Origin of the sequence: Streptomyces sp. WMMB 322, from assembly GCF_900090145.1 — a bacterium.
Classification (GTDB): domain Bacteria; phylum Actinomycetota; class Actinomycetes; order Streptomycetales; family Streptomycetaceae; genus Streptomyces.
The window spans coordinates 38507-60226 of the sequence record NZ_FMHI01000018.1 but is presented as its reverse complement, the minus strand read 5'-3'; the positions used below and the strand labels follow the sequence as shown (position 1 = coordinate 60226).

The 21720-nt window shown below is 70.3% G+C and carries 23 protein-coding genes; 10 read left to right on the top strand and 13 right to left on the bottom strand.

Annotated elements, in window-relative coordinates; all coding sequences use genetic code 11:
* Nucleotides 1-152: 152 nt before the first annotated feature.
* Nucleotides 153-593, top strand: coding sequence for a nuclear transport factor 2 family protein (locus H180DRAFT_RS23715; RefSeq protein WP_055488155.1), 441 nt, complete (start codon nt 153-155; stop codon nt 591-593).
* 294 nt (nt 594-887) lie between these two features.
* Here H180DRAFT_RS23715 and H180DRAFT_RS23710 read toward each other — a convergent pair whose 3' ends face one another.
* The 6 genes from H180DRAFT_RS23710 to H180DRAFT_RS23685 all read right to left on the bottom strand — a co-directional run bounded on the left by H180DRAFT_RS23710 (nt 888) and on the right by H180DRAFT_RS23685 (nt 5864).
* The gene (locus H180DRAFT_RS23710) at nt 888-2114 is read right to left on the bottom strand and encodes an acyl-CoA dehydrogenase family protein (RefSeq protein ID WP_055488154.1); all 1227 of its coding nucleotides are present in this window, start codon (nt 2112-2114) and stop codon (nt 888-890) included.
* Between the two features lie 3 nt (nt 2115-2117).
* Complete coding sequence (locus tag H180DRAFT_RS23705; RefSeq protein ID WP_055488153.1) at nt 2118-3140, bottom strand: phosphotransferase family protein; 1023 nt, start codon at nt 3138-3140, stop codon at nt 2118-2120.
* Nucleotides 3141-3461: 321 nt separating this feature from the next.
* A complete protein-coding gene (locus H180DRAFT_RS23700; protein WP_055488152.1) occupies nt 3462-4412 on the bottom strand; it encodes an MBL fold metallo-hydrolase in 951 nt (316 codons plus the stop codon).
* Between the two features lie 164 nt (nt 4413-4576).
* Nucleotides 4577-5050, bottom strand: coding sequence for a gluconokinase (locus H180DRAFT_RS23695; RefSeq protein WP_055488235.1), 474 nt, complete (start codon nt 5048-5050; stop codon nt 4577-4579).
* 86 nt (nt 5051-5136) lie between these two features.
* Entirely contained in the window at nt 5137-5472 is a 336-nt protein-coding gene (locus H180DRAFT_RS23690) for a DUF202 domain-containing protein (protein ID WP_055488151.1), read from the bottom strand.
* On the bottom strand, nt 5469-5864 hold the full coding sequence (locus H180DRAFT_RS23685; protein ID WP_055488150.1) for a YidH family protein: 396 nt from the start codon (nt 5862-5864) through the stop codon (nt 5469-5471). Before H180DRAFT_RS23685 ends, H180DRAFT_RS23690 begins: the two co-directional genes overlap by 4 nt.
* A gap of 138 nt (nt 5865-6002) precedes the next feature.
* On the opposite strand from H180DRAFT_RS23685, the gene H180DRAFT_RS23680 reads away from it, so the two are divergent.
* On the top strand, nt 6003-6680 hold the full coding sequence (locus H180DRAFT_RS23680) for a hypothetical protein (protein ID WP_055488149.1): 678 nt from the start codon (nt 6003-6005) through the stop codon (nt 6678-6680).
* Nucleotides 6681-6726: 46 nt separating this feature from the next.
* Here H180DRAFT_RS23680 and H180DRAFT_RS30135 read toward each other — a convergent pair whose 3' ends face one another.
* From H180DRAFT_RS30135 to H180DRAFT_RS23660, 4 genes are all read right to left on the bottom strand, one after another.
* Nucleotides 6727-7263 carry a hypothetical protein gene (locus H180DRAFT_RS30135; RefSeq protein WP_055488148.1) on the bottom strand — a complete coding sequence of 179 codons (537 nt, stop codon included), beginning with the start codon at nt 7261-7263 and terminating at the stop codon, nt 6727-6729.
* Nucleotides 7264-7444: 181 nt separating this feature from the next.
* Nucleotides 7445-7984: an NUDIX domain-containing protein gene (locus H180DRAFT_RS23670; protein WP_055488234.1), complete on the bottom strand. Its 540-nt coding sequence runs from the start codon at nt 7982-7984 to the stop codon at nt 7445-7447.
* Between the two features lie 163 nt (nt 7985-8147).
* Nucleotides 8148-8840 (bottom strand): right-handed parallel beta-helix repeat-containing protein, encoded by a 693-nt coding sequence (locus H180DRAFT_RS23665; protein WP_055488147.1) that lies wholly within the window; start codon nt 8838-8840, stop codon nt 8148-8150.
* A 141-nt stretch (nt 8841-8981) separates the two neighbouring features.
* Nucleotides 8982-9383, bottom strand: a complete 402-nt coding sequence (locus tag H180DRAFT_RS23660) for a hypothetical protein (RefSeq protein ID WP_055488146.1) — start codon at nt 9381-9383, stop codon at nt 8982-8984.
* A gap of 388 nt (nt 9384-9771) precedes the next feature.
* Here H180DRAFT_RS23660 and H180DRAFT_RS23655 point away from each other — a divergent pair, with 388 nt between their 5' ends.
* Nucleotides 9772-11427, top strand: a complete 1656-nt coding sequence (locus H180DRAFT_RS23655; RefSeq protein ID WP_055488145.1) for an FAD-binding dehydrogenase — start codon at nt 9772-9774, stop codon at nt 11425-11427.
* A gap of 201 nt (nt 11428-11628) precedes the next feature.
* On the opposite strand, the gene H180DRAFT_RS23650 is transcribed toward H180DRAFT_RS23655, so the two are convergent.
* A complete protein-coding gene (locus tag H180DRAFT_RS23650) occupies nt 11629-12441 on the bottom strand; it encodes an NAD(P)-dependent oxidoreductase (RefSeq protein WP_055488144.1) in 813 nt (270 codons plus the stop codon).
* Nucleotides 12442-12549: 108 nt separating this feature from the next.
* Between H180DRAFT_RS23650 and H180DRAFT_RS23645 the strand changes: the two genes are divergently transcribed.
* The 7 genes from H180DRAFT_RS23645 to H180DRAFT_RS23615 all read left to right on the top strand — a co-directional run bounded on the left by H180DRAFT_RS23645 (nt 12550) and on the right by H180DRAFT_RS23615 (nt 19109).
* The gene (locus H180DRAFT_RS23645; protein ID WP_199822512.1) at nt 12550-13221 is read left to right on the top strand and encodes a GntR family transcriptional regulator; all 672 of its coding nucleotides are present in this window, start codon (nt 12550-12552) and stop codon (nt 13219-13221) included.
* Between the two features lie 673 nt (nt 13222-13894).
* On the top strand, nt 13895-14860 hold the full coding sequence (locus H180DRAFT_RS23640; protein ID WP_055488143.1) for a DUF6282 family protein: 966 nt from the start codon (nt 13895-13897) through the stop codon (nt 14858-14860).
* A complete protein-coding gene (locus H180DRAFT_RS23635; RefSeq protein ID WP_055488142.1) occupies nt 14857-15603 on the top strand; it encodes a PIG-L deacetylase family protein in 747 nt (248 codons plus the stop codon). Before H180DRAFT_RS23640 ends, H180DRAFT_RS23635 begins: the two co-directional genes overlap by 4 nt.
* Nucleotides 15600-16256 carry a 4-carboxy-4-hydroxy-2-oxoadipate aldolase/oxaloacetate decarboxylase gene (locus tag H180DRAFT_RS23630; RefSeq protein ID WP_055488141.1) on the top strand — a complete coding sequence of 219 codons (657 nt, stop codon included), beginning with the start codon at nt 15600-15602 and terminating at the stop codon, nt 16254-16256. The genes H180DRAFT_RS23635 and H180DRAFT_RS23630 overlap by 4 nt, the downstream gene beginning before the upstream one ends.
* Complete coding sequence (locus H180DRAFT_RS23625; RefSeq protein WP_055488140.1) at nt 16253-17017, top strand: ABC transporter ATP-binding protein; 765 nt, start codon at nt 16253-16255, stop codon at nt 17015-17017. Before H180DRAFT_RS23630 ends, H180DRAFT_RS23625 begins: the two co-directional genes overlap by 4 nt.
* Nucleotides 17014-17946 (top strand): ABC transporter permease, encoded by a 933-nt coding sequence (locus H180DRAFT_RS23620; protein ID WP_079100356.1) that lies wholly within the window; start codon nt 17014-17016, stop codon nt 17944-17946. Before H180DRAFT_RS23625 ends, H180DRAFT_RS23620 begins: the two co-directional genes overlap by 4 nt.
* Before the next feature lie 137 nt (nt 17947-18083).
* On the top strand, nt 18084-19109 hold the full coding sequence (locus H180DRAFT_RS23615; RefSeq protein WP_055488139.1) for an ABC transporter substrate-binding protein: 1026 nt from the start codon (nt 18084-18086) through the stop codon (nt 19107-19109).
* A 144-nt stretch (nt 19110-19253) separates the two neighbouring features.
* Here the strand turns inward: H180DRAFT_RS23615 and cutA are convergent, their stop codons facing one another.
* Together cutA and H180DRAFT_RS23605 are read right to left on the bottom strand one after the other, a co-directional pair.
* Nucleotides 19254-19586, bottom strand: coding sequence for a divalent-cation tolerance protein CutA (gene cutA, locus H180DRAFT_RS30620; protein WP_055488138.1), 333 nt, complete (start codon nt 19584-19586; stop codon nt 19254-19256).
* A 219-nt stretch (nt 19587-19805) separates the two neighbouring features.
* A complete protein-coding gene (locus H180DRAFT_RS23605) occupies nt 19806-21671 on the bottom strand; it encodes a TerD family protein (protein ID WP_055488137.1) in 1866 nt (621 codons plus the stop codon).
* Nucleotides 21672-21720: the final 49 nt, after the last annotated feature.

Genomic DNA, 21720 nt, shown 5'->3' with positions numbered 1-21720 from the left:
GGCAGTCATGCGAGTGATCGTAGCGGCCCGAAAGCCGGGGAGGAACACCGGAAGCGGCCATTACCCGGCGGGTAATCGATCGGGTGGGCGCTCGCAGGAAGAATCCGGTACGTCGCGCCGCGCGACGCCGGCCACCAGGACGGAGACTTCCCGTGCTCGCAACCCCGACCGACACCCGCGCACACGTGCAGGAACTGCTCGCCCGGATCGCCGAGGGCGCCCCGGGGCGCATCGCCGAGCTGTATGCCGAGCGGGTCGACTGGAAGCTGGACTGGCCGGAGGAGGAGCACGGACGGAGCGCCACGCCGTGGATCCGTCACCGGGCCACCCGCGCCGAAGTCGCGGCCCACTTCCGCGATCTCGCCGCACACCACGTTCCCGGCGGCGCGGCGACGCGGATCGAGCGGATTCTCGTCGACGGCGACGACGCGGTCGTCCTCGGTGAGATCCGGCAGACCGCCCGCCCCACGGGGCGTGCCTACCGGGCACGGTTCGCCCTGCACCTCACGTTCGACGAGGGGCTCGTCGTCCGCTTCCACATCTACGAGGACAGCCTCGCCGTGGCGCAGGCGTTCGAGTCGGAATGTTCCTGAAGGGTCTTTCAACGCGTGGACGGCCGTCCCGGGGCGAACGTCTCCGCGTGAGCAGCCCGGTGATCCAGGAGAAATGCCCCAGCGGCTGTCTGTCAGGCCTCTGTTGGCGGCGGCAGCCGTGCCGGGGCCCGCTGAACCTGCCGCAACGGGGAGCGTCGGACGTCCGTGTGACGAGGGGGTTCGGTGAGTCGCGGCGGCCGGGAAGCGGAAGGTCTGCCCGTCCGCGGCCCCGCTCCCCGGTCCCGCTCCCCGCTCCCCGGCCGGCGACCGGGGAGCGGGACATCGGCGGGCCGGTTACTCGCCGTCGACGGCGTGCCGCTTCAACTCCCGCTTGGCCAGGGAGCGTTGGTGCACCTCGTCCGGCCCGTCGGCGAGCTGGAGGGTTCGGGCGGCCGCCCACAGCTCCGCGAGGGGGAAGTCCTGGCTGACGCCGCCGGCGCCGTGCAGCTGCACTGCACGGTCGAGAATGCCGACGACGGCACGCGGCGTGGCGATCTTGATGGCCTGGATCTCCGTGTGGGCGCCCTTGTTGCCCACGGTGTCCATCAGCCAGGCCGTCTTCAGCACCAGCAGCCGCAGCTGCTCGATCTGCACCCGCGCGTCGGCGATCCACTCCCGCACCTGCCCCTGCGCGGCTAGCTGCCCCCCGAAGGCCGAACGCCCCTGCGCCCGCCGGCACATGAGCTCGACGGCCCGCTCCGCCATGCCGATCAGCCGCATGCAGTGGTGGATGCGGCCGGGCCCGAGCCGCGCCTGGGCGATGGCGAAGCCGCCGCCCTCCTCACCGATGAGGTTGCTCCTCGGCACCCGCACGCCGTCGAAGACGATCTCCGCATGGCCGCCGTGGTAGTGGTCCTCGTACCCGTAGACCTGCATGGCGCGGCGCACTTCGAGACCCGGGGTGTCCCGCGGCACCAGCACCATCGACTGCTGGCGGCGTATGTCGGGGGCGTCCGGGTCGGTCTTCCCCATGACGATGAAGATCTTGCAGTCGGGGTTCATCGCACCGGAGATGAACCACTTGCGGCCCGTGATGACGTAGTCGTCGCCGTCCCGCCGGATGCGGGTCTCGATGTTCGTCGCATCGGACGAGGCGACGTCCGGCTCGGTCATGGCGAAGCCGGAGCGGATCTCGCCGCTCAGCAGCGGCTCCAGCCAGGTCCTGCGCTGCTCCGCGTTGCCGAACTCGGTGAGCACCTCCATGTTCCCGGTGTCCGGCGCGGCGCAGTTGACGGCCGTCGGTGCCAGCCGGGGGCTGCGTCCGAGGATCTCCGCGAGGGGCGCGTACTGGAGGTTCGTCAGCCCGGCGCCGTAGGTGCGGTCGGGAAGGAAGAGGTTCCACAGGCCGTGCTTGCGCGCCGTCCTCTTCAACTCCTCCACGACGGGCGGGGTCTCCCAGGGTGAGTCCTGCGCGGCCCGCTGTTCGTCGGCGACGGTCTCGGCCGGATAGACGTGCTCGTCCATGAAGGTCTGCAGCTTCCTGCGCAGTTCCTCCGTGCGGGCGTCGAATGCGAAGTCCACTGCTCATCCCTTCCGCAGCGTGGTGAGTCCGTTGTCGATGAAGACCGGGACGAGGCCGCCTATCCGGTCGAAGCCGGTCCCGACCGTCTGGCCGAGCGTGTAGCGGTAGTGGATGCCCTCCAGGATCACCGCGAGCTTGAACCAGGCGAAGGCCGTGTACCAGTTGATGCGTGAGACGTCCCGGCCCGAGCCGGCGGCATAGCGCTCGATCAGCTCGCCCGGCGAGGGGTGCCCGGGGGCCTCCGCCGTCGAACTGACCGGCGCGTCAGGGACGTTCAGCGGCTCGCTGTACATCACCAGCAGGCCCAGGTCGGTCAGCGGATCGCCGAGGGTGGACATCTCCCAGTCGAGTACGGCGGCGATCTTGTCGTCCGCGCCGGCCAGCACGTTGTCGAGCCTGAAGTCGCCGTGCACGACGGCCGGTCCGGGGGAGTCGGGCAGCTGCTGCCCCAGGGACGCGTGGAGTTCGTCGATCCCTTGCAGTTCCCGGCTGCGGGAGGCCTCCAGTTGCTTGCCCCAGCGGCGCAACTGCCGCTCCAGGAAGCCCTCCGGGCGCCCGAAGTCCCCCAGCCCCACCTCCGCCGGGTCCACGGAGTGCAGTGCGACGAGCGTGTCGGGCAGCGCCAGCGCCAGCTCGCGAGTGCGCTCCGGGCCGATCGCGGCCAGTTCACCGGCCGTGCGGTACGGGGTGCCCTCCACCTCCTCCATGACGTAGAAGGGCGAACCGAGCACGTCCTCGTCCTCGCACAGCAGCACCGTGCCGGGCACCGGCACGTCCGTGCCCCGAAGGGCGCTGATCACGCGGTACTCGCGCGTCATGTCGTGCGCCGTGGCCAGCACATGACCCAGGGGCGGGCGCCGCACGACCCAGCGGTTCACCCCGTCCGTCACCCGGTACGTGAGGTTCGACCGGCCGCCCTGGATCACCTCTGCCTCCAGCGGCCCCCGTACCAGGCCCGGCCGCTCCCGGTCCAGATGTGCGGCGAGCCGCTCCGGATCGAGCCCGGGCGGATTCTCCTTGCTCATCGTGAGCGCTCCTTCTGCGTGAGTGGGTCGGGGACGGGGAGTGGGTGACAGGGGAGTGGACGCCGGGGAACGGGAGGACGGGAGGCGGGAGGACGGGTTAGCGGAGACCGGGGACGGGAACGGGACGGCTGACTGACGGCCGTGGGACGGCGGTTGGCACGATCATGCCGACTAGTCGGTATGGCGTCCAGGGGTACGGCGCCACATACCCCGCCGGACGGCCCGCATGTGACGAGACACACCCGCGAACCGCCACCCGGACCCGGCGAACCGCCACCCGGCTCGGCTGACCCGGCGCCGCGGCGGGCGGCGGGCGGCGGCTCACGCGTGGCACGCGACCGGCCTGCCGCCGTTCAGCTGCTCCATGTCCGCCCACACGGAGAGGATGTCGAGAGGGTCTCCCGGAGGACGCCCCTCCAGCTCGGCGTAAGCGCGGTGCACGTTCGCCACCAGCCGCTCGCTCTCGGCCAGTTCGGCGAACTCGCCGGGCCCCGCCTCGCGCGCGGCCTCCAGAGGTGTGAGCCCGCGCCCGTGCGCCGCACGGGCCACCTCGTCGACGTACCGCAGACAGCGCTCCACGGTGTCGTACACCTCCGGCCCGGCGAGCGGGCCGTGGCCGGGTACGACGGTGTGCGCTCCCAGCGCCCGCAGCCGGTCCAGCGCGTGCAGCGAACCGCTGAGCGAGCCCATCGGGACGAAGGGGGTGCCGCGGTGGAAGACGATGTCGCCGGTGAAGACCACGCTCTGCTCCGGCAGCCAGACCACGGTGTCGCCGGCCGTGTGCGCGACGCCGGGGTGCAGCAGGCGCACTTCGGTTCGGCCGACGTGCAGCGTCAGTTCGTCGCGGTAGGTGAGGGTGGGCGCGGTGATGCGGATGTCGCCGAAGTCGACGCCGGGCCAGATCTCGTGGAGCTGGTGCCCGGCGGCCAGCGTCTCCCGCCGGCAGGTCTCGTGGCCGACGACGGTCGCGCCGGGCGTGAACAGCGCGTTGCCGTACGTGTGGTCGCCGTGGTGGTGGGTGTTGACGACGGTGGCGGGCAGGGGCGCACCGCTCGCCACAAGTGCCGTGCGCAGGGCCCTGGTCCGGCGTTCCGTGGCCGCGGTGTCCACGAGCAGCGTCTCGCCGCCGTCGCTGATCCAGCCCGCGTTGCTGAGGCACCAGCCGCCGTCGGGCTGGATGTAGGCGTGGACCCCGCCGGCGAGTTCCTCCGTGTACGGCTCACCCGGCGCCGGGGCGCTCTCGCCCGCCTCCGCCGCTGACGCAGACGTCATGCGCTGCTCTCCCTCGTTCTGGCCTGCCGCCTGCCGCCTGCCGCCTGCCGCCTGCCGCCTGACTGCCGTCTGACCGGTGACGGACCGTCGGCGGTTCCGCCCGTCCTGCGGTCCCGGCCACGTGTCACAACGCTCAAAGCTTGTCAGTGCGTTCGGCGTCGCGGCTACGGCGCGAGCGCGGCGAGTGCCCGGTCCGTGACCTCCTGCGGGTTCCCCCCGACGGCGACCGCCGCCCCCCGCTCGTCCGGCTCCAGCGGCTCCAGCGTCGCGAACTGCGAACGCAGCAGCGAACGGGGCATGAAGTGGCCCTTGCGGCCCTCCAGCCGCTCGGCGATCAGCTCCTCCGGGCCGTCCAGATGCAGGAAGAACATCGGCGCGCCGCTCGCGCGCAGCCGCTCGCGGTACCGGCGCCGCAGCGCTGAGCAGCTCACGACGCCGCCGCGTTCCGCGTGTTCGGAGAGCCAGGCGGCGATGGCGTCGAGCCACGGGCGCCGGTCCTCGTCGTCGAGCGGTGTGCCGGCGGACATCTTCCGTATGTTCTCCGGCGGATGGAAGGAGTCGGCCTCGGCGTACGGCACTGCCAGCCGCTCCGCGAGCAACTCGCCCACGGTTGACTTGCCCGAGCCGGAGACCCCCATCACCACGACCAGGGGTGTCCGCCCGCCGTCGGCGGTCCCGTCTCCCCCGGCCGCCCCGGGCCGTTCCGCGCGTCCGCTTTCGTCGTTCACCACAGCAAGACCACTCCAACCGTCGCCATGGCCAGTGTGCACAGTGCCGCAGCCCGTACGGTCCCCGCCCCCACGACTGGGGGCCGGTCCGCCTCCATGGCTCGGATGCGGCGGTGGGCCAGTACCAGGAACACCAGCCATGCCAGGGCGCCGACGGCGGCTGCGGCCGCTTCGGCGGCCGAGACGCCGTCGCCCCCGTGCACCGCCGCACGCACACCGAGGGCGACGGCGACGGCGAACGTGAGCGTGGTGCGGCGCCAGGCGAAACGTGTCCGTTCCGGCTGGGCGGCGGGGTCGCCGGTGCGGGTGTTCGGCGCCCCGCCCGCATTCACCGGCCGCCTCCCACCAGCAGGGCGATGAGCACCAGAAGCGCGGCGACCGCCGTCGCCGTCGCCAGCAGCACCGGGAAGCGCGAGACGGGAAGGTCCTCATCGCGCCGCATCGCGCGCTCGCAGCGCATCCAGTGGTTGACGGCGCGGAACGCGCACAGCGCGCCGAATGCCAGCACCGCCACCGCGATCGCCGTGCGTACGGCCCAGCTCAGTTCGGTGAGGAACTGGTCCACGGCGATGCCGCCCGCGACGAGTGCCAGCGCGGTGCGGATCCAGGCGAGGAAGGTGCGCTCGTTGGCGAGCGAGAAGCGGTAGTCGGGCGTGGTGCCCTCAGCCTGAAGTTGCTGAGGTGCGAACCACAGCCGGAGTGTCGCCTTGAGCCGGTCGATCATGCCGACGAGCCTACGGGCCCTCGCTCCGGGGTGCGGCTGCAGCCGAGGGCTCATACTGGATTTCCGCTCGTCGCGGGCGGAGGAGCGGAACGTGTACGGGGGCCGGCGGCCCCGCGAGGTCTCAGGGGGAGCGGACAGGTGAGGGCATCGGCAGCAGCACCGGGGCAGGGGAACCGCCTCCGGCACATCGACGACACCGCCCCCGCACGCTGGGTCGAGGAGAGCGCACGGGACCTCTCACCGGCCGTCCCGACGCCGCTGCCGGCCGGGTTCGAGGCGTACGCACGGGTGTTGCACCCCGCCGAGGCCGCCGGGGGCGGGTTTCTGACCTGGCGCGACATCGCGGCGCGGTCGGGACGGGACCTGGGGGCGGGGACGCGGTTCGCCGAGATCGCCGGCACGGTCGAGGCGGAACCCCGTCAAGGGTCGTTCCCCGAGGAGTTGCTGCCGGTCCTCTGCGACGTGCTCGCCTCTCACACGAGCGATCCGGAGCACTGCGTCATGGGCCTGTGGGACGGCTGGGGCTGGATCGGCTGCGGCGACGACGTCCCGCGAGCGGACCTGGGAAGCCGCGCCTACCTGCTCTACGAGGGCCCCGTCGGGGCAGCGGCCGACATGGGGGAGCGGGGTGCCGGTTTCTTCTTCCCCCAGTCGCCCAACCTGTGGTGGCCGGGGGACCGGTCATGGTGCGTGGCGACCGACGTCGACCTGGACTCCACCTTCGTCGGCGGGTCCGCCCGTCTGATCGGGGATCTGACGGGCGGAGACCGCCTCGAGGCGCTGGCGGTCGACGTGCCGGGCGCTCTGCGCGGGTGAGACGCGCAGGAGGCGTCACCGTCGCGTGCGCGTCACCGCCGGGGGGTCACTTCTTCTTGCACGCACGGATCACCTCGTCCGAGCTTCGGTGGCTGACCTTCTTGGTCCGCGGTGTGTAGTTGGGCGGGAACGTCACCAGGCCGTTGGCGAGGCCGGTGTACGTCTGCTTCTTCACGCACCGGCGTGCGGCGTTCTGGCTCACGCGGTTCTTGCCGGCCGAGCTCTTCACGGCGCTCTTCTTGTAGATCCTCCCGTTCTTGTAGAGACCGACCTGGATGGAGAGCTTCGAGACCTTCTTCGAGCACTTGATGTCGGCGGTGACGTTGACGCGGTGCTTGTTGTCGGCGTGGGCGTGGTGGGAGTAGTGCGGCGTGTGCGTCGTGATCTTGCAGGTGATGACGTCGCTGCTCCTGGCATCCCTGGCCTGGAACACGGACGTTGCCGTGTCGCCGGAACCTGCCCCGGCCCCGGAGCGGGCAGGCGACGCGGCAGCGGGCGCGGCCCCGGCCGAACCGGCCCCGGCGGTCGCGATGAGAAGGGCGGCGAAGCCGCCGGCGGCGACGGTACGAACGGCTGTGTTCATCAACTTCCCCCTGGTGACTGAGATCCGTGGCCCCCCGTGGGCCTCAGCGGACCTCACATTGCCGCAGGAAAAGGGGCGAAGCATCGGTATGCGTACTCAATGCACGCATGAGTGACTGCGCCCGGGTGGCGTACTTGAGCGGATTGTGCTGTCGCGTGACGCCCGGCGGCGCAGGGGCGGTTCAGCCGCCGTCGCCCGCCCCGCGCCTGGCACGGAGCCTCCGGTGGCACTCCAGTCCGTCAGGTACGACCTGCCACTGCGGCAGTGTCAGCCGCCGCTCCAGCTCTTCCTCCGGGAGGAAGTCCCACCAGTCGATCTCCTCCGGCTGCGGCCGTACAGGCAGCTCGCACACGAGCTCGTAGACCCGCAGGAACCAGGTGTGCTCCGGCGACTCGTACAGGAAGGTGAAGCGCGGCTCGGGTGCGGGCAGCCCCCTTACGCCCAGTTCTTCCTCGGCCTCCCGCAGAGCACAGTCGTCGTAGCTCTCGCCCGCTCCGACGACGCCGCCGACCACCACGTCGTACATGGAGGGGAAGACCAGCTTCCGCGGTGTGCGGCGGTGCACGAAGGTCCGGCCCAGCGGGTCGCGCACCTGGACGGACGTGGACCGGTGCCGCAGCCGCCGCGCCATGGCCTCACCGCGCGGAGCCTGCCCCACGACGCGGTCGTCCTCGTCGACGATGTCGAGCAACTCGTCCGCCGAGAGGGCTTCTTCCGTCATCGGATCTGTCACCGTGACTCCCATGCTGAGTAGCGCGGATTCCTGCACAGGATGATGCCCGGTGTCCCGGAGCCGTGCCGGGACACCGGTGGCGCGGGCGGACCTGCTCCGGGTCCGCCCGCGCCACCGGGCTCATGCCTTCTCGCTCAATCCGCAGCCGTCCTCAGACGCAGATGCCGTTCGGGGAGTCCTGAGGGCACACGTTCCCCTGCCAGATGTTGGCCGTACCGGCTGTGCCGCCGTCGGTGGTTTCATCCCTGGCGTCCCATGTGCCGCTGTCCTGGGCGACGTTGCCGGAGAACAGCAGGGGGGTGACCGGGTCCACCGTCGCGTCCACCTGGATGCCGTTGGCGGTGCTCTCCTGGATGACGTTGGAGGAGAACCTGCCGGAGTCCAGCTCCTCGATGAGGACACCGTTGGTGCGGGATTGGATGATGTTCTTCGAGACCCTCAGGTCGGTGCTGGCGTCCGGGCCGAACAGCGCTGCCACCCGGATGCCCGTGCCTTGGCCGCCCGTGATGATGTTGCTCAGGACTTGTGCGTCATCGGTTTTCGTGTCGATGAGCATGGCGCTGCCGGGATCCAGTGCGGGGTTCTTGGTGATCTGGTTGCTGATGACCTTCGGGTCGTTGGCATTGACCAGCACGAGGAATGTGGCGCTGTCCGCGCTTGTGTTGCTGGCGATGGTCAGCGCTTCCGCAGGGTCTCCGCCGCCCAGGACTCCCTGCGTGTTGACGTCCGCGTTGACGTGACCGCCGAAGCGGTTCCGGATGATCGACGTGTTGTTGGTGCCCTCGTCGCCGCCGAAGAAGACGCCCGATCCGCCACCGTCCGGGATGCTGTTGTTGTTGTTCACGATCCGATTGGTCCGAATCACCGACGGGGTCGAGGCCGTGCCCGGGGAACGGAAATTGATCCCGATCCGGTTTCCCGTGATGATGTTGTTGGCGATGGTGAAGTCGCTCCCGGCCGAGAGCGTGTCGATTCCGTCGGCTGCCTAGTTCTGGATCGTGAACCCGTCGATGGTCACGTCGCTGACCCCGGATGCGACCGTGAAACCGGTGGACGCGCCGGGCTGCACGATGGATTCCTGGGCGGGATTCGTGCGGCCGCCGCGAGCGTCCACGCCTGCCTTTGCTCCGCGGAAGACCAGTGACTTGGTCACGGTCACTGCTTCGTTGTAGGTACCGGCGCAGACGCGGATGGTGTCGCCGGCTGTCGCGGCCGTGACTGCTGCCTGAATCGTCGAGAACTGGGGATTCGAGCACGTTGGGCTCTGTGTCCCCACGACGATCACCGCTTGGGTGGCCGACGCCGGTGCGGCGAGGCCGGTCGCCCACATCAGGGCGACCGTCCCGGTACTGAGGAGGTACTTGACGACGGATCTGGTCGAGGCCATCTCTTCTCCCTTGCAGGAAGTGTGGAGCCTGATCGGGCTGCCACGTTCCCGGGTCTCCGGCGCCGAGACTCGACCGGGCGGGTGGGGAAGGGATTCATCGCGGTCAGCGCGCACGTCTGTTTACGGCAGGGTGCGCCGAACGGGAACCGGGGTCACCCGGTGAGCCAGCGGTGTGCGTCAGGGTTCGTGATTTCCGTGACGACGTCGTCTCTGGGGCTCGGTGCGCTGTTCGGGCCGGTGAAGCCGACCAGTCGCCCCGCCCCTCACCGGCTCCGCGGACACGCCGCCGGAACCCGCTGCCCCGGGGTGCCGCCCACGTCCGGGTGGGCATACCCTCCCGTCACCAGATCTTCAGGGTGGACAGCCGGGCGCGGAACAGGTGGGACGCATGGCGTACGACGCCGATGTCATCGTGATCGGAGCGGGACTCGCGGGGCTCGCGGCGACGGCCGAACTGGCCGACGCGGGGCGGAAGGTGCTCCTGCTGGACCAGGAACCGGAGCAGTCCCTCGGAGGGCAGGCCCACTGGTCCTTCGGCGGGCTCTTCTTCGTCGACTCCCCGGAACAGCGCCGCATGCGCATCCGGGACAGCCACGAGCTGGCCTGGCAGGACTGGCTCGGTACCGCGGGCTTCGACCGCGAGGAGGACCACTGGCCGAGGCGCTGGGCGGAGGCGTACGTCGACTTCGCGGCCGGTGAGAAGCGGTCGTGGCTGCGCGGCCAGGGCCTGAAGATCTTCCCGGTCGTCGGCTGGGCCGAGCGCGGCGGCTACGGAGCGACGGGCCACGGCAATTCGGTGCCCCGCTTCCACATCACGTGGGGGACGGGCCCCGGCATCGTCGAGCCCTTCGAACGGCGCGTGCGGGCCGGCGTCGAACGCGGCAACGTCGAACTGCGCTTCCGGCACCGGGTCACGGGCCTGGCCCGCAGCTCCGGCACGGTCGACACGGTCACCGGCGAGGTGCTGGAGCCGAGCGACGCCGAGCGGGGCACGGCGAGCAGCCGCGAGGTGACCGGCACGTTCGAGCTGAGGGCGCAGGCCGTCGTGGTCACCTCAGGCGGCATCGGCGGCAACCACGAACTGGTGCGCGCCAACTGGCCGGAGCGGCTGGGCACTCCGCCCGCCCGGATGCTCTCCGGGGTTCCCGCGCACGTCGACGGACTGATGCTCGGCATCACCGAGGAAGCGGGCGGCCGCATCATCAACCGCGACCGGATGTGGCACTACACCGAGGGCATCGAGAACTGGAGCCCCATCTGGAACCTGCACGGCATCCGCATCCTGCCCGGGCCGTCGTCACTGTGGCTCGACGCCACCGGCAAGCGGCTGCCCGTGCCGCTCTACCCGGGCTTCGACACGCTCGGCACGCTCGACCACATCATGCACTCGGGCCACGACCACACCTGGTTCGTGCTCAGTCAGAAGATCATCGAGAAGGAGTTCACGCTCTCCGGCTCCGAGCAGAACCCTGACCTGACGGGACGTGACCTGCGGCTGCTGCTGGCCCGGGTCGGGTCCGGTGCGCCCGGCCCCGTACAGGCGTTCATGGACCAGGGAGCCGACTTCGTCATCGAACGCGAACTCGGCTCACTGGTACGGCGGATGAACGAACTGACCGGCCGGAAGCTCATCGATGAGGCCGGGCTGAGGCGCGAGATCGAGGCCCGTGACAGGGAGATCACCAACCCCTTCACCAAGGACTCCCAGGTGACGGCGATCCACGGCGCACGCAAGTACCTGGGCGACAAGCTGATCCGTGTCGCGACGCCGCACCGGCTCCTCGATCCGAAGGCCGGGCCGCTCATCGCCGTGCGGCTCAACATCCTCACGCGCAAGACGCTCGGCGGACTGGAGACCGACCTGGACGCGCGGGTGCTCAGCGAGGGCGGCGAGCCGCTGCCCGGCGTGTACGCGGCGGGCGAGGCCGCCGGGTTCGGGGGCGGCGGCGTGCACGGATACCGGTCGCTGGAGGGGACTTTCCTCGGCGGCTGCATCTTCTCGGGACGCACGGCGGGCAGGGCGGCGGCGAAGGCCGTGGGGTAGAGCTGCCCTCACCGATGGCGGCGGGCGGCCGGGGTGCCGGGCTTCGCCCGGCGGGTCGGAGCCTTCCCCTGCCGCCTTCGGCGGGAATCCGGTGACTTGCAGTCCGACGGCACGGAGCACGTGCCGCCGCGAGGCAGCGGGCGGGGTCGCGCTGAAGCCCGGGGCGCCCGGAGGCGTTGAGAGGTGCCGGCCGCTTCGGGCTCAACTACCGCCGTGTGAGCGGCTTTCGTCCGCGGCGAGCCGTGCCAGCAGGTCGCGGCTGGCGGCGGAGACCGCGGGCTCGACGCCGAGTTCGCGAAGCATCTCCGTCGCGGCGGCCATTTCTGACGTACGGCGCACGGCGTGGCGGTGGGTGCCCTCGACCAGCCGGTCGACCGTGGCCGCGCCGGCCCGGCCGAGTTCGGCGGCGATGTTCTCCCGCAGCCAGTCCTCGCAGCCCGCCGCGCGGCCCGCCGCGAGTGCTTCGACCACGGCCGCGGCGAGGCCCTTGAAGAACACGCTGCGCAGCAGCTTCCGTTCGGCGGCGGCGCCGGGCCCTCCCTCGACGGTGCCGACCGACGCCCCCAGCGGCACCAGGAGTTCGGCGGTGCGTGCGGCGCCCGGCCCGCAGGCCAGCATCGGTACGCGCAGGCCCCGTCCCGGAACCGGTGCCATGATCGCGACATCCGCGAACATCGGACCGTGTGCTGCGGCGATGGCGGCGAGGGCCCGTTTCGCCCCGGGCGAGGCGGTGTTGAGGTCGGCCCAGACGGCCGTCGGCGAGGCGGCGCGCGCACCGGCGCGGAGCGCGTCGTGCGCGGCCGAGGCGCTGTTGACGCTGAGGACCAGATGCGCGCCCGTCACGGCGTCCGCTTCGCTCCGCGCCTCCCGCACACCTTCGGGAAGGGGCACCGGGGCCGGGTCGTAGCCCCGTACCGTTGCACCGGCCCGGACCAGATCGCCCGCGAGCGCACTGCCCGCCTCGCCCAGACCGAGGACGGCGACGACGGTTTCGGAGGTCGCGTCGGAGGACATGCCTGTACACTAAACGCGCACAATATTGTTGACAATATCGGTGCGCATCTTTGGCGCACGTGCGCATGTGCGGACGGAAATGCGGAACGGAGAGGAGCCGGAGCGGACGTGGCAGAGGACGGGGCGCGGAACGGGGCCGGAGTGCCCCTGGTGGAGGCCATCCGTGAAGCGATCATCCGCGGCGAGTTCGTGCCGAACCAGCGGCTCGTCGAGGCCGATCTGTCCACGCAGTTCGGCGCCGGCCGGGCCAGCGTGCGCTCGGCGCTGCTGGAGCTGGCCAACGAGGGACTCGTCGAGCGCATACAGAACCGCGGAGCGCGCGTGCGTGCCGTCTCCCTGGACGAGGCCGTCGAGATCTCCGAGGTCCGGATGGTGCTGGAAGGGCTCTGTGCGGCCAAGGCGGCAAGGGCCGTGACCGGCGAGGAGATCCGCGAACTGCGGTCGATCGGCAGCTCCATGCGCGAAGCGGTCGCCGAGGGCGACCTGCTCGGCTACTCCTCCCTCAACCAGGAACTCCACCGCCGTGTACGGGAGATCGGCGGCCAGGGGACCGCCTCGCGGATTCTGGAGCGGCTGCGGGGGCAGAACGTGCGCCACCAGTTCCGTCTGGCCATGCACCCCGGGCGCCCGTCGGTGTCCCTGCCGGAGCACCTCGCGATCATCGACGCCGTCTGCACGCACGACGCGGAGGCCGCGGAGGCGGCGGCCCGCGCCCATCTGCGCAGCGTCATCGAGGCGTTGAAGGAGGTCGACCGATCGGGCGGCGGCCCCGTGAAGTGAGCGGGGCCGGCCCGGCGGGCTGAGCCGGGTCCGTTCGGTGCGCCGAACAGTGTCCCGCCCGGTGCGCTGATTCCGGCCCCGGGCGGGGCGGCGGCCCCGGTGTCCCCGCGCCGGGCCTTCCGCGCCACCCCGCTCGGCCCCGGGTCGCCCTGCCGCCCCGGTCGCCCCTGGCCCGGTCCGGGGGTGCCTGCCCGTCCCGCCGGGGCTTTCCGTTCCGGGGCCCGCTCCGGGTCCTCCATTCCGGGCCTTCCGTGCAGTCCTCCCGCCCCCGGCTGTGCATATTCCTCCGGGCCCCTGTCCCGGCCCCCGTCTCCCGTCCCGGTCACCCGTCCCGACTGCCGGTGCCGCCCGCTCCTCCGGGTCTTCCGTGCTGCCTGTCGCGGGGCCCGTGGGTGTTCCGCCGGTCGTCCCTTTCCGGTCGCGGGGCCCGGCCTGCTGCGCTTCAGGCTCCCTTCCGGGCTCCGTTCCCGCGGGGTGCCTCCGTCCCGTCCCGTTCCGGCTCCCCGTGAGGGCTTCCTGTAGCGGGGGCCCTGCGTCCCACCGCTCACCCCGTCCTGCCCGCAGGGCTTTCTCTGACGCACCCCTTCTTTTGACGCACCCCTTGACCCCTGTAGCCAAGATTGTTAACAATCTGAGCGGAGATTATGGCTGCAAAGGATTGCGAAGGAGCGGGATGACGGAGCACCCCCAGCCGTCCGAGCGGGCGAGAGAGCTGGTGCGCGGCGCGTACGACGTGCATATCCACGTCGCGCCGGACGTGATGAGCCGCCGCATCGACGACGTGACTCTCGCCGGGCGATTCGCGGACGTGGGGCTCGCGGGCTTCGTGCTCAAGTCGCACTACGCGCCGACCGCCGAGCGTGCCGCCGTCGTCCGCCGCGCCGAGCCCCGTGCCACTGCTCTCGGCGCGATCACCCTCAACGCCTCCGTCGGCGGCCTCAATCCGGTCGCCGTGGAGATCGCCGGGCGCGGAGGCGCGAAGTTCGTCTGGCTTCCCACCGTCGACAGCGCCAACCAGCGCCAGTGCCAGGCCCGTGAGCCGGAGGGCGCCACGCCTCCGATGTGGGCCAGGCTCCAGGACGACCTGCGCGCCGACGGCATGGCCGCCGACCCCGTCGAGGTCGTCACCCCCGGCGGCGATGTCGTTCCCGCCGCACGGCAGGTCTTCCGGCTGATCGCCCGCCACGACATGGTGCTCGCCACCGGCCATCTCCACGCCGACGAGATAGCCGCCGTCGTCGAGGCCGCCGCCGAAGAGGGCGTCCGGCGGATGGTCGTCACGCACCCCGAGTTCACGTCGCAGCGCGTCGCCCTCGACCGGCAGCGCGAACTGGCCGCCCGGGGCGCCCTGTTGGAGCGCTGCTTCACCACGCCCTACACCGGAAAGGTCGCCTGGGAGACCTGGTTCCGTGCCGTACGGGAGGCCGGTCCCGAGAACTCCGTGATCTCCAGCGACCTCGGCCAGCCGTTCAACCCGCCCGTCGAGGACGGACTCGCCGTCTGCGCCGACCTTCTGCTGGAGGAAGGCATCTCCGAGGCCGACGTGCGCACCATGACCGTCCACAACAGCCGCTGGCTCGTCGGCGCCGACCCGCTCGAGGACGCACCCTCCCGCCACCGGAAGGAGAACCTCGCATGAGCGGGCCCGGCAGGAGCGGGGAGCGTACCGGCGGGCGTCGCATGCTCGTCGTCGGCGCCCACAGCGCCGACTTCGTGTGGCGCTCTGCCGGCACGGTCGCGGCGCACACCGCCACCGGAGGCGAAGCCCTCGTCGTCGCGCTCACCTACGGAGAGCGCGGCGAGTCGGGAGTGCTGTGGAAGGAGGAGGGCCAGACCGAGGAGAACGTGAAGCGGATACGCCACGAGGAGGCGACCAGCGCCGCCGCCGCCGTCGGTGCCGGCTTCCGTGCCTTCGACCTCGGCGACTACCCGCTCCACGTCTCCCAGGAATCCGTCGCCGAACTCGCGGAACTGATGCGGGACTTCGCCCCGCACGTGGTGCTCACCCACCCGGAGAAGGACCCGTTCAACCCGGACCATCCGGTCGCCCACGAGGCGGTGGCCCGCGCCCGGCTTCTCACCTCCGGCGCCGGCGTCGCCAGCGGATTCCGCACGGCGCCGCCCTCGGAGTTCCTGGCCTTCGAACCCCACCAGCCCGAACTGTGCGGCTTCGTACCGACCGTCTACGTGGACATCACGCCCGTGTTCGACCGGAAGGCCGAAGCCATGAGCTGCATGGCCGCTCAGCGCTACCTCCAGGAGTACTACGCGCAGCGCGCCGACCAGCGCGGCAACCACGCCCGCAAGGTCACCGGCAACCAGGACATCCGGCAGGCGGAGGCGTTCCACCGGCTGCTGCCCAACGTGGTCGGTGCGCTGTGAGCGCGGCGGTCACGGCCTCGGCCGTCGAGGAACTCGCCGCGGCAGGCGTGGCGACGGTCTACGAGGCGTACGGACGGCGCGGCCTGCTCGACGTGGAGTGGACGCCGCTGCAGACGGGACGCAGCATCGCCGGGCCCGCCCGTACCGCCCTCTGCGGGCAGGGCGACAACCGTGCCGTGCACGAGGCGATGACCCATCTTCGTCCCGGCGAGGTTCTCGTCCTCACCATGCCCGAGCCCGAACCCGTCGCCCTCTTCGGCGACTTGCTCGCCACCCAGGCCGCGGCACGCGGCGCGGCGGCCGTACTCGTCGACGCGTCCGTGCGCGACAGCGCCGAGCTGGCGCGGCTCGACTACGGGGTGTGGACGCGCTGGCGACGCGCCCGCGGAGCGACCAAGAACGAACGCGGCAGCGTGAACGTGCCCGTGCGGATCGGCGGTACGACGGTCGCCCCCGCAGACGTGCTCGTACTCGACGACGACGGCGTCACCGCGGTCGAGGCCGCCCACGTCGCATCGGCGCTCGAAGCGGTCCGGGAGCGCATCGCCAAGGAGGACGGGCTGCGCAGGCGCTGGGCGGCCGGCGAGTTCAGCTACGACGCGTACGGGATGCGCGAAGCGGACGAGAACTCGGGCGAGGGGGCTGCGACATGACGGCGGTACTCAGTGCCGAAAGGCTCACCAAGCAGTTCGCCAAGGACGACAGCGCCATCGTGGCCCTGCGCGACTTCGCCCTCGCCGTCGAGGAAGGCAGCTTCGTCACCGTCCTCGGGCGCAGCGGCTGCGGCAAGTCCACGATGCTCAACCTCCTCGCCGGGCTCACCGAACCCTCCGAGGGCGTCGTGTCGTACCGCGGCACGAAGCTGACCGGCCCCAACGTCGACATCGGCTACCTCACCCAGTCCGACACCCTCATGCCGTGGCGTGACGTGCAGCGCAACGTCGAGATGCCGCTGGAGATCCGCGGCGTACGCACCGAGGAGCGCCGCAGGACGGCCGCCGAACTGCTGCGGCGCGTCGGCCTCGAAGGCTTCGGAAAGCACTATCCGCGCGAACTGTCCGGCGGCATGCGGCGGCGCGCGTCGCTGGCGCGCATGCTCGCCGGAACACCGCGCACGCTGCTGATGGACGAGCCGTTCGGAGCGCTCGACGCGCAGCTGCGCACCGAACTCCAGGAAGAACTCCTGAAGTTGTGGCAGGGCAGCGGGCAGACCGTCGTGTTCGTCACGCACGACATCGAGGAGGCGCTGCTGCTGGGTGACCGCATCGTCGTGCTCGGCGGCCTCGGCCGGGTCGTCGCCGACGAGCAGATCACCCTGACACGGCCCCGCTCACTGGACACGCTGCGCGTGGACCCGGAGTTCGTCCGGCTGCACACCGCCATGGCCGCCGCGCTGAAGGAGGGCTCGTCATGACCGAGCGGACCGTGACACCCGCACCCGGGGACAAGTCCGCCGCGGCGCAGGCGGGTTCGGCAGGGGAAGCGACCCCGGAAGGCGCCACGCGCAGCCAGGGCGGACCGGGCAGCCCTTCCGGACCGGTGCGAATACCCGTCGAGCGCACGTGGTGGCAGCGGAACGGACGCACCGCGACCGTGTGGGGCCTGCGACTCCTTCTCGTCGTCGTGCTGCTCGCCGGCTGGGAGGCAGCCGCCGGAAGCCTCTTCGACATCACCTTCACCAGCAGGCCCACCGCCATCGCACAGCGTCTCGGCGAGTGGTCCGGCGACGGCACGCTGTGGACACACAGCTGGGTGACGATCCAGGAGATCGTCTACGGCTTCCTGCTGGGAGCGCTGGCCGGGGCGGTCGCCGGATTCGTGCTGGCCTCCCTGCGGTTGGCCTACCGCGTGCTGGATCCGTTCATGATGGCGCTGTACTCGATCCCGAAGGTCGCGCTGGCACCGCTGTTCATCGTGTGGTTCGGCATCGGGATGCACATGAAGGTGCTTCTCGCCGCGGCCACGGTCTTCTTCCTGGTGTTCCTCAACACGGCTGCGGGAGTACGGGAAGTGGACCGCGGGCTCGTCGACGCCGTGCGGCTGATGGGCGGCAGCCGGCGGGACATCGCCGTCAAGGTCGTGCTGCCCGCATCCATGACGGGTGTGCTCACCGGACTCAAGGTCGCCATCCCGTACGCGCTGATCGGCGCCGTCATCGGCGAACTGGTGGCCTCCAACCAGGGTCTCGGCTACCTGATCAACGACGCGGCCGCGCAGTTCGACACCGCCGGCGTGTTCGCCACGCTCGTCGTACTGAGCGTCATCGCGGGGCTGTTGAACGTGTTCGTCGGACTCATCGACCGCCGCGTCAACCGGTGGAAACCCGTCGAGTCCCAGGGCTGATCACCCCGCCGCCCCGTGCACCAGGTGCCGTCCCCGTCCCCGTCCGCCATCCGTCTTCCCTATTGCGACGTTCCCCTACTCCACCCTCTCCCTCCTCTCCGAACGGAGCTGGAACTCATGCGACTGGAGCGTGAACCATGGGCAAGCACATTGAGCGCAGGACGCTGCTGAAGTCCTTCGCGGCCGCCCCCGTACTCCTCTCCCCACTGGCCGCCGGATGCGCAAAGCACGGATCCACCACGAAGGCCGGCACGCTCAACATCGGGCAGATCAGCAACTCCGTCGCCTTCTTCCCGCTCTTCGTGGCCGAGGAGAAGGGCTACTTCAAGGACGAGGGCATCAAGCTCGGCGACCGCCCCCGGCTCGGCACCGGCGCGAAGGTGGCCGCGGCCCTGAAGTCCGGCTCCATCGACCTCGGCGCGGGGGTGCTCACCGACGCCTTCAACCTCGCCAAGTCCTCCGAGCCCGGTCAGACGCGCGTCCTCTCCAGCCTCGTGACGGAGTACTACGTGGACATCGTCGTGGGGAAGTCCTTCGACGGGCCGGGGGACGGTGCGAGTCTGGAGGAGCGTACGAAGGCGCTGGTCGGCAAGAAGATCGGCATCACCGGCCCGGGAAGCGGCACCGAGGCCCTGGTGACCTACCTCTTCGACGGGGTCGGCAGGAAGGCGAAGACGGACGCGACCCTCGTCAACCTCGGCAGTGCGGCCACCTCCGCCATCGGCGCGCTCAAGTCCGGCCGGGTGGACGCCCTTTCCTTCTTCCAGCCCATCGGACAGCAGGTTGAGGCTGTCGGCGCAGGCCGCATCCTCATATCCCCGGCGAGGGGCGACGTGAAGGACGTGACAGGCGCGCTGCACGGTGTCGTCTTCTCCACACAGAAGCTGCTGAAGAAGAAGCGCAAGGAGGTCGAGGGATTCCAGCGCGCGATCAAGCGCGCCCAGCAGGACGTGCAGGGCGACCCGGACACGGTGCGGCAGCTGCTGGAGAAGTACCTCAAGGACTCCGACCCGAAAGCCCTCGACGCGCTCGTGCCGATCCTGCGCCGGGAGATGCCGCAGTCACCGGAGCTGACGAAGGAACCGTACGAGGTCGCGCGGCGGTTCCATCAGGACAGCGGACTGGTGGACAAGACGCCGGAGTTCGGGGACATCAAGGCGTAGGCGGGCGGTGGCGCGACGGTTCGCCGCCGCCGCCGCCGTCGCCGCCGTGACTCGCCACCCGCCACCCGCCGGTACGAGGGTGCCTCCGGAGGCCGGATCCCGCGGCCTGTGGGCGGGACTCGTCGAACTCGGCTTGTGCGAGGGTCAGTTGCTGGTCTGAGTCTCGGTCCGCAGCCAAGCCAGATACTCGTCGCTGCCGGCGGTGATGGGGGTGGCGATGATCTCGGGCGTGTCGTAGGAGTGCAGGGACTTGATGTGCGCTTCGAGCTCGCCGTACCGGACGGCGGTGGTCTTGAGGAGCACCCGCCACTCGGCGTCGGTCTCGGTCTTCCCTTGCCACCGGTACACGCTCTTGATCGGCCCGTCGATCTGAGCACAGGCAGCGAGCCGCTCCGCGACCACGGACGCGGCGAGCGCCTGAGCGCTCTCCTCGCTGTCCGTGGTGGTGAGTACAGCCAGGAACTCGGCCTCGGCCACGGTGTCTCCTCTCAGTTCGGTTCCGGGGGCCGACCGTATCTCGGGACGAAGCCGGGGCCGCACTCGCGGTGGCGGGTTCAAGGACAGCAGCGCGGGCCCGGTGTCCTGAGTGGAGCCCCCGGACCCGCTGCCCTGTACCGGACTGGGGTGTCTGGACCCTGCGGCTCCTGACGTGCTGCCTCTCATAGGAGGTCACCCACGTGAAGGGCAGCTTCCAAGTCACTCGGCAACGTCGACTCCGTAGCCCCGTGCCAGGGCGTCGAGGCCGTAGTCGTAGCCCTGTCCCACGGCCCGAAGACGCCAGGTGGGGCCACGACGATAGATCTCCGCAAGGAGCAGGGTGCGTTCCGTGGTCGCCGCGTCAAGCGTTGCCTGGGCCACCGGTCGTGCCGCGGGTCCTGGTGACGTGCTGATCTCGATGGCGCCCACGTCACCGAAGGTGAGGTCTCCATCGAGCGCTGCGCAGATGACGACCTTGTCGGTGGCAGGAGTCACTGAGGCAAGGTCCACGGTGATCGCTTGTTCGGTTGGCGCATCGGTGGACAGCCGCACGGCACTGTTCGGGCCTTCCGGCGCCCCGTAGAACACGAAGTCAGCGTCACACGTTACTTGTTCGTCCTCGTCCACGCTGAAGGCCACGATGTCGATCTCGCACTCGGTCTGCTGGCCCCAGGATGCTGCGACCGTCCAACTGACGTAGCCAGAGCGGCTCGGTAGGTCGATGACACCGCCCCGCGGAAGTACGAGTGTGCCCAGCCGGTCTCCATGCACCGCGTTTCCGAAGTCGGGACTGGCCGAGTCGAGGATTTCAGCTTCGTGCGTCGGGAGATCGAGGGACTGAATCCGACGCATGCGTCGCGGATCGATGTATCCGCCTTGCAGAACGATGAGATCGGTGACGTTCCCGGAGAGGTTGACGGCCGCCGCGCCGCCCAGTTCGACGATCCTGCTTCGGGCCTTGGCAGCTTGAGGATGAGGTCCACCAAGAACCAGCACTCGGTGCCCGAGAAGGGGCTTCGGGTTCTTCTCGGCGTCGGTGTTGGTCCCGGTGTCCTTCCTGACAATCGCCTCGCTCGACGAAGTGGCAACAGAACTTGTCTGGATCGATTGTTCTGAGGAAGTACTGCGTGCCAGGGCCGTCGACTCCGGCGTACCGCCGGCTCTGTGCGGCACCCCTGGCCGTACATCGCCGAGCAACTTCAGGAACGACCGTTCATCGAGGACAGGAACTCCTTCAGCGGCGGCTCGCTTGGCCTTTGCTGTTCCGAGCGTCCTGTCGTTCGTCACAAGTAGGCTTGTGTGCCGGCTGACCGAAGTCATCACATTCAGTCCGGCAGCGACCGCGCGCGCCACCAGCTCCGCACGCGCGACAGCGGTTTCCCCTGTGATCGCAACCTTCATCCCTTGCTTCAGCCTGCCGCCGGAGACAAGCCGCCCGGGGTTGCGGTACGCGCACGGTGTCTTCGGCGGCTGCGGCGTGAACTGTGTTTCCTGCCTGGGAGGACAATCCAGCAGGGGGAGCGGAATGTCGAGGTGAGCGGCTTCCCTCAGCGACTCCCGCAATACGCCGGAGAGTACGCGGGCGTCGTCCAAGGCATCGTGGGCCTTGTGCTGCGGGATGCCGTAGTGGCCGGCGAGGGAGCCCAGTGCCAGATCGACAGAAGAAGTGCCGAGCTGCCGATTGAGTGCCAGGGTGCACAGTCGTCGCGATACTGGTATCCAGCTTCGGGCGCGGGCGAACTCGTGCGCCAGAAAGTCGTAGTCGAACTGTGCGTTGTGAGCCACCATTACGCGGTCCTTGAGCAGGGTGCCGATGTGATCGGCGACCTCCTCGAACCTGGGTGCTCCGCGCAGGCGGTCAGGTGTGAGTCCGTGGATGTGAACGGGGCCGGGATCACAACCAGGGTTGACGAGGGTGCTGAACTCGCCGGTCTGCTCGCCTTGCCGATTGACTGTGATGACAGCGACAGACAGCACACGATGGTGGCGCGGCCAGAGGCCGGATGTCTCCACATCCACCAGCGCCCAATCGAAGGCGTAGCTGCTCATATCGGGCGCCGAGGAGGTCATGAATGTCCGACTCATGGCGTGATAATGCCATAAGCAAGGGCGTCAACTACTGGTCTTTTCCCGC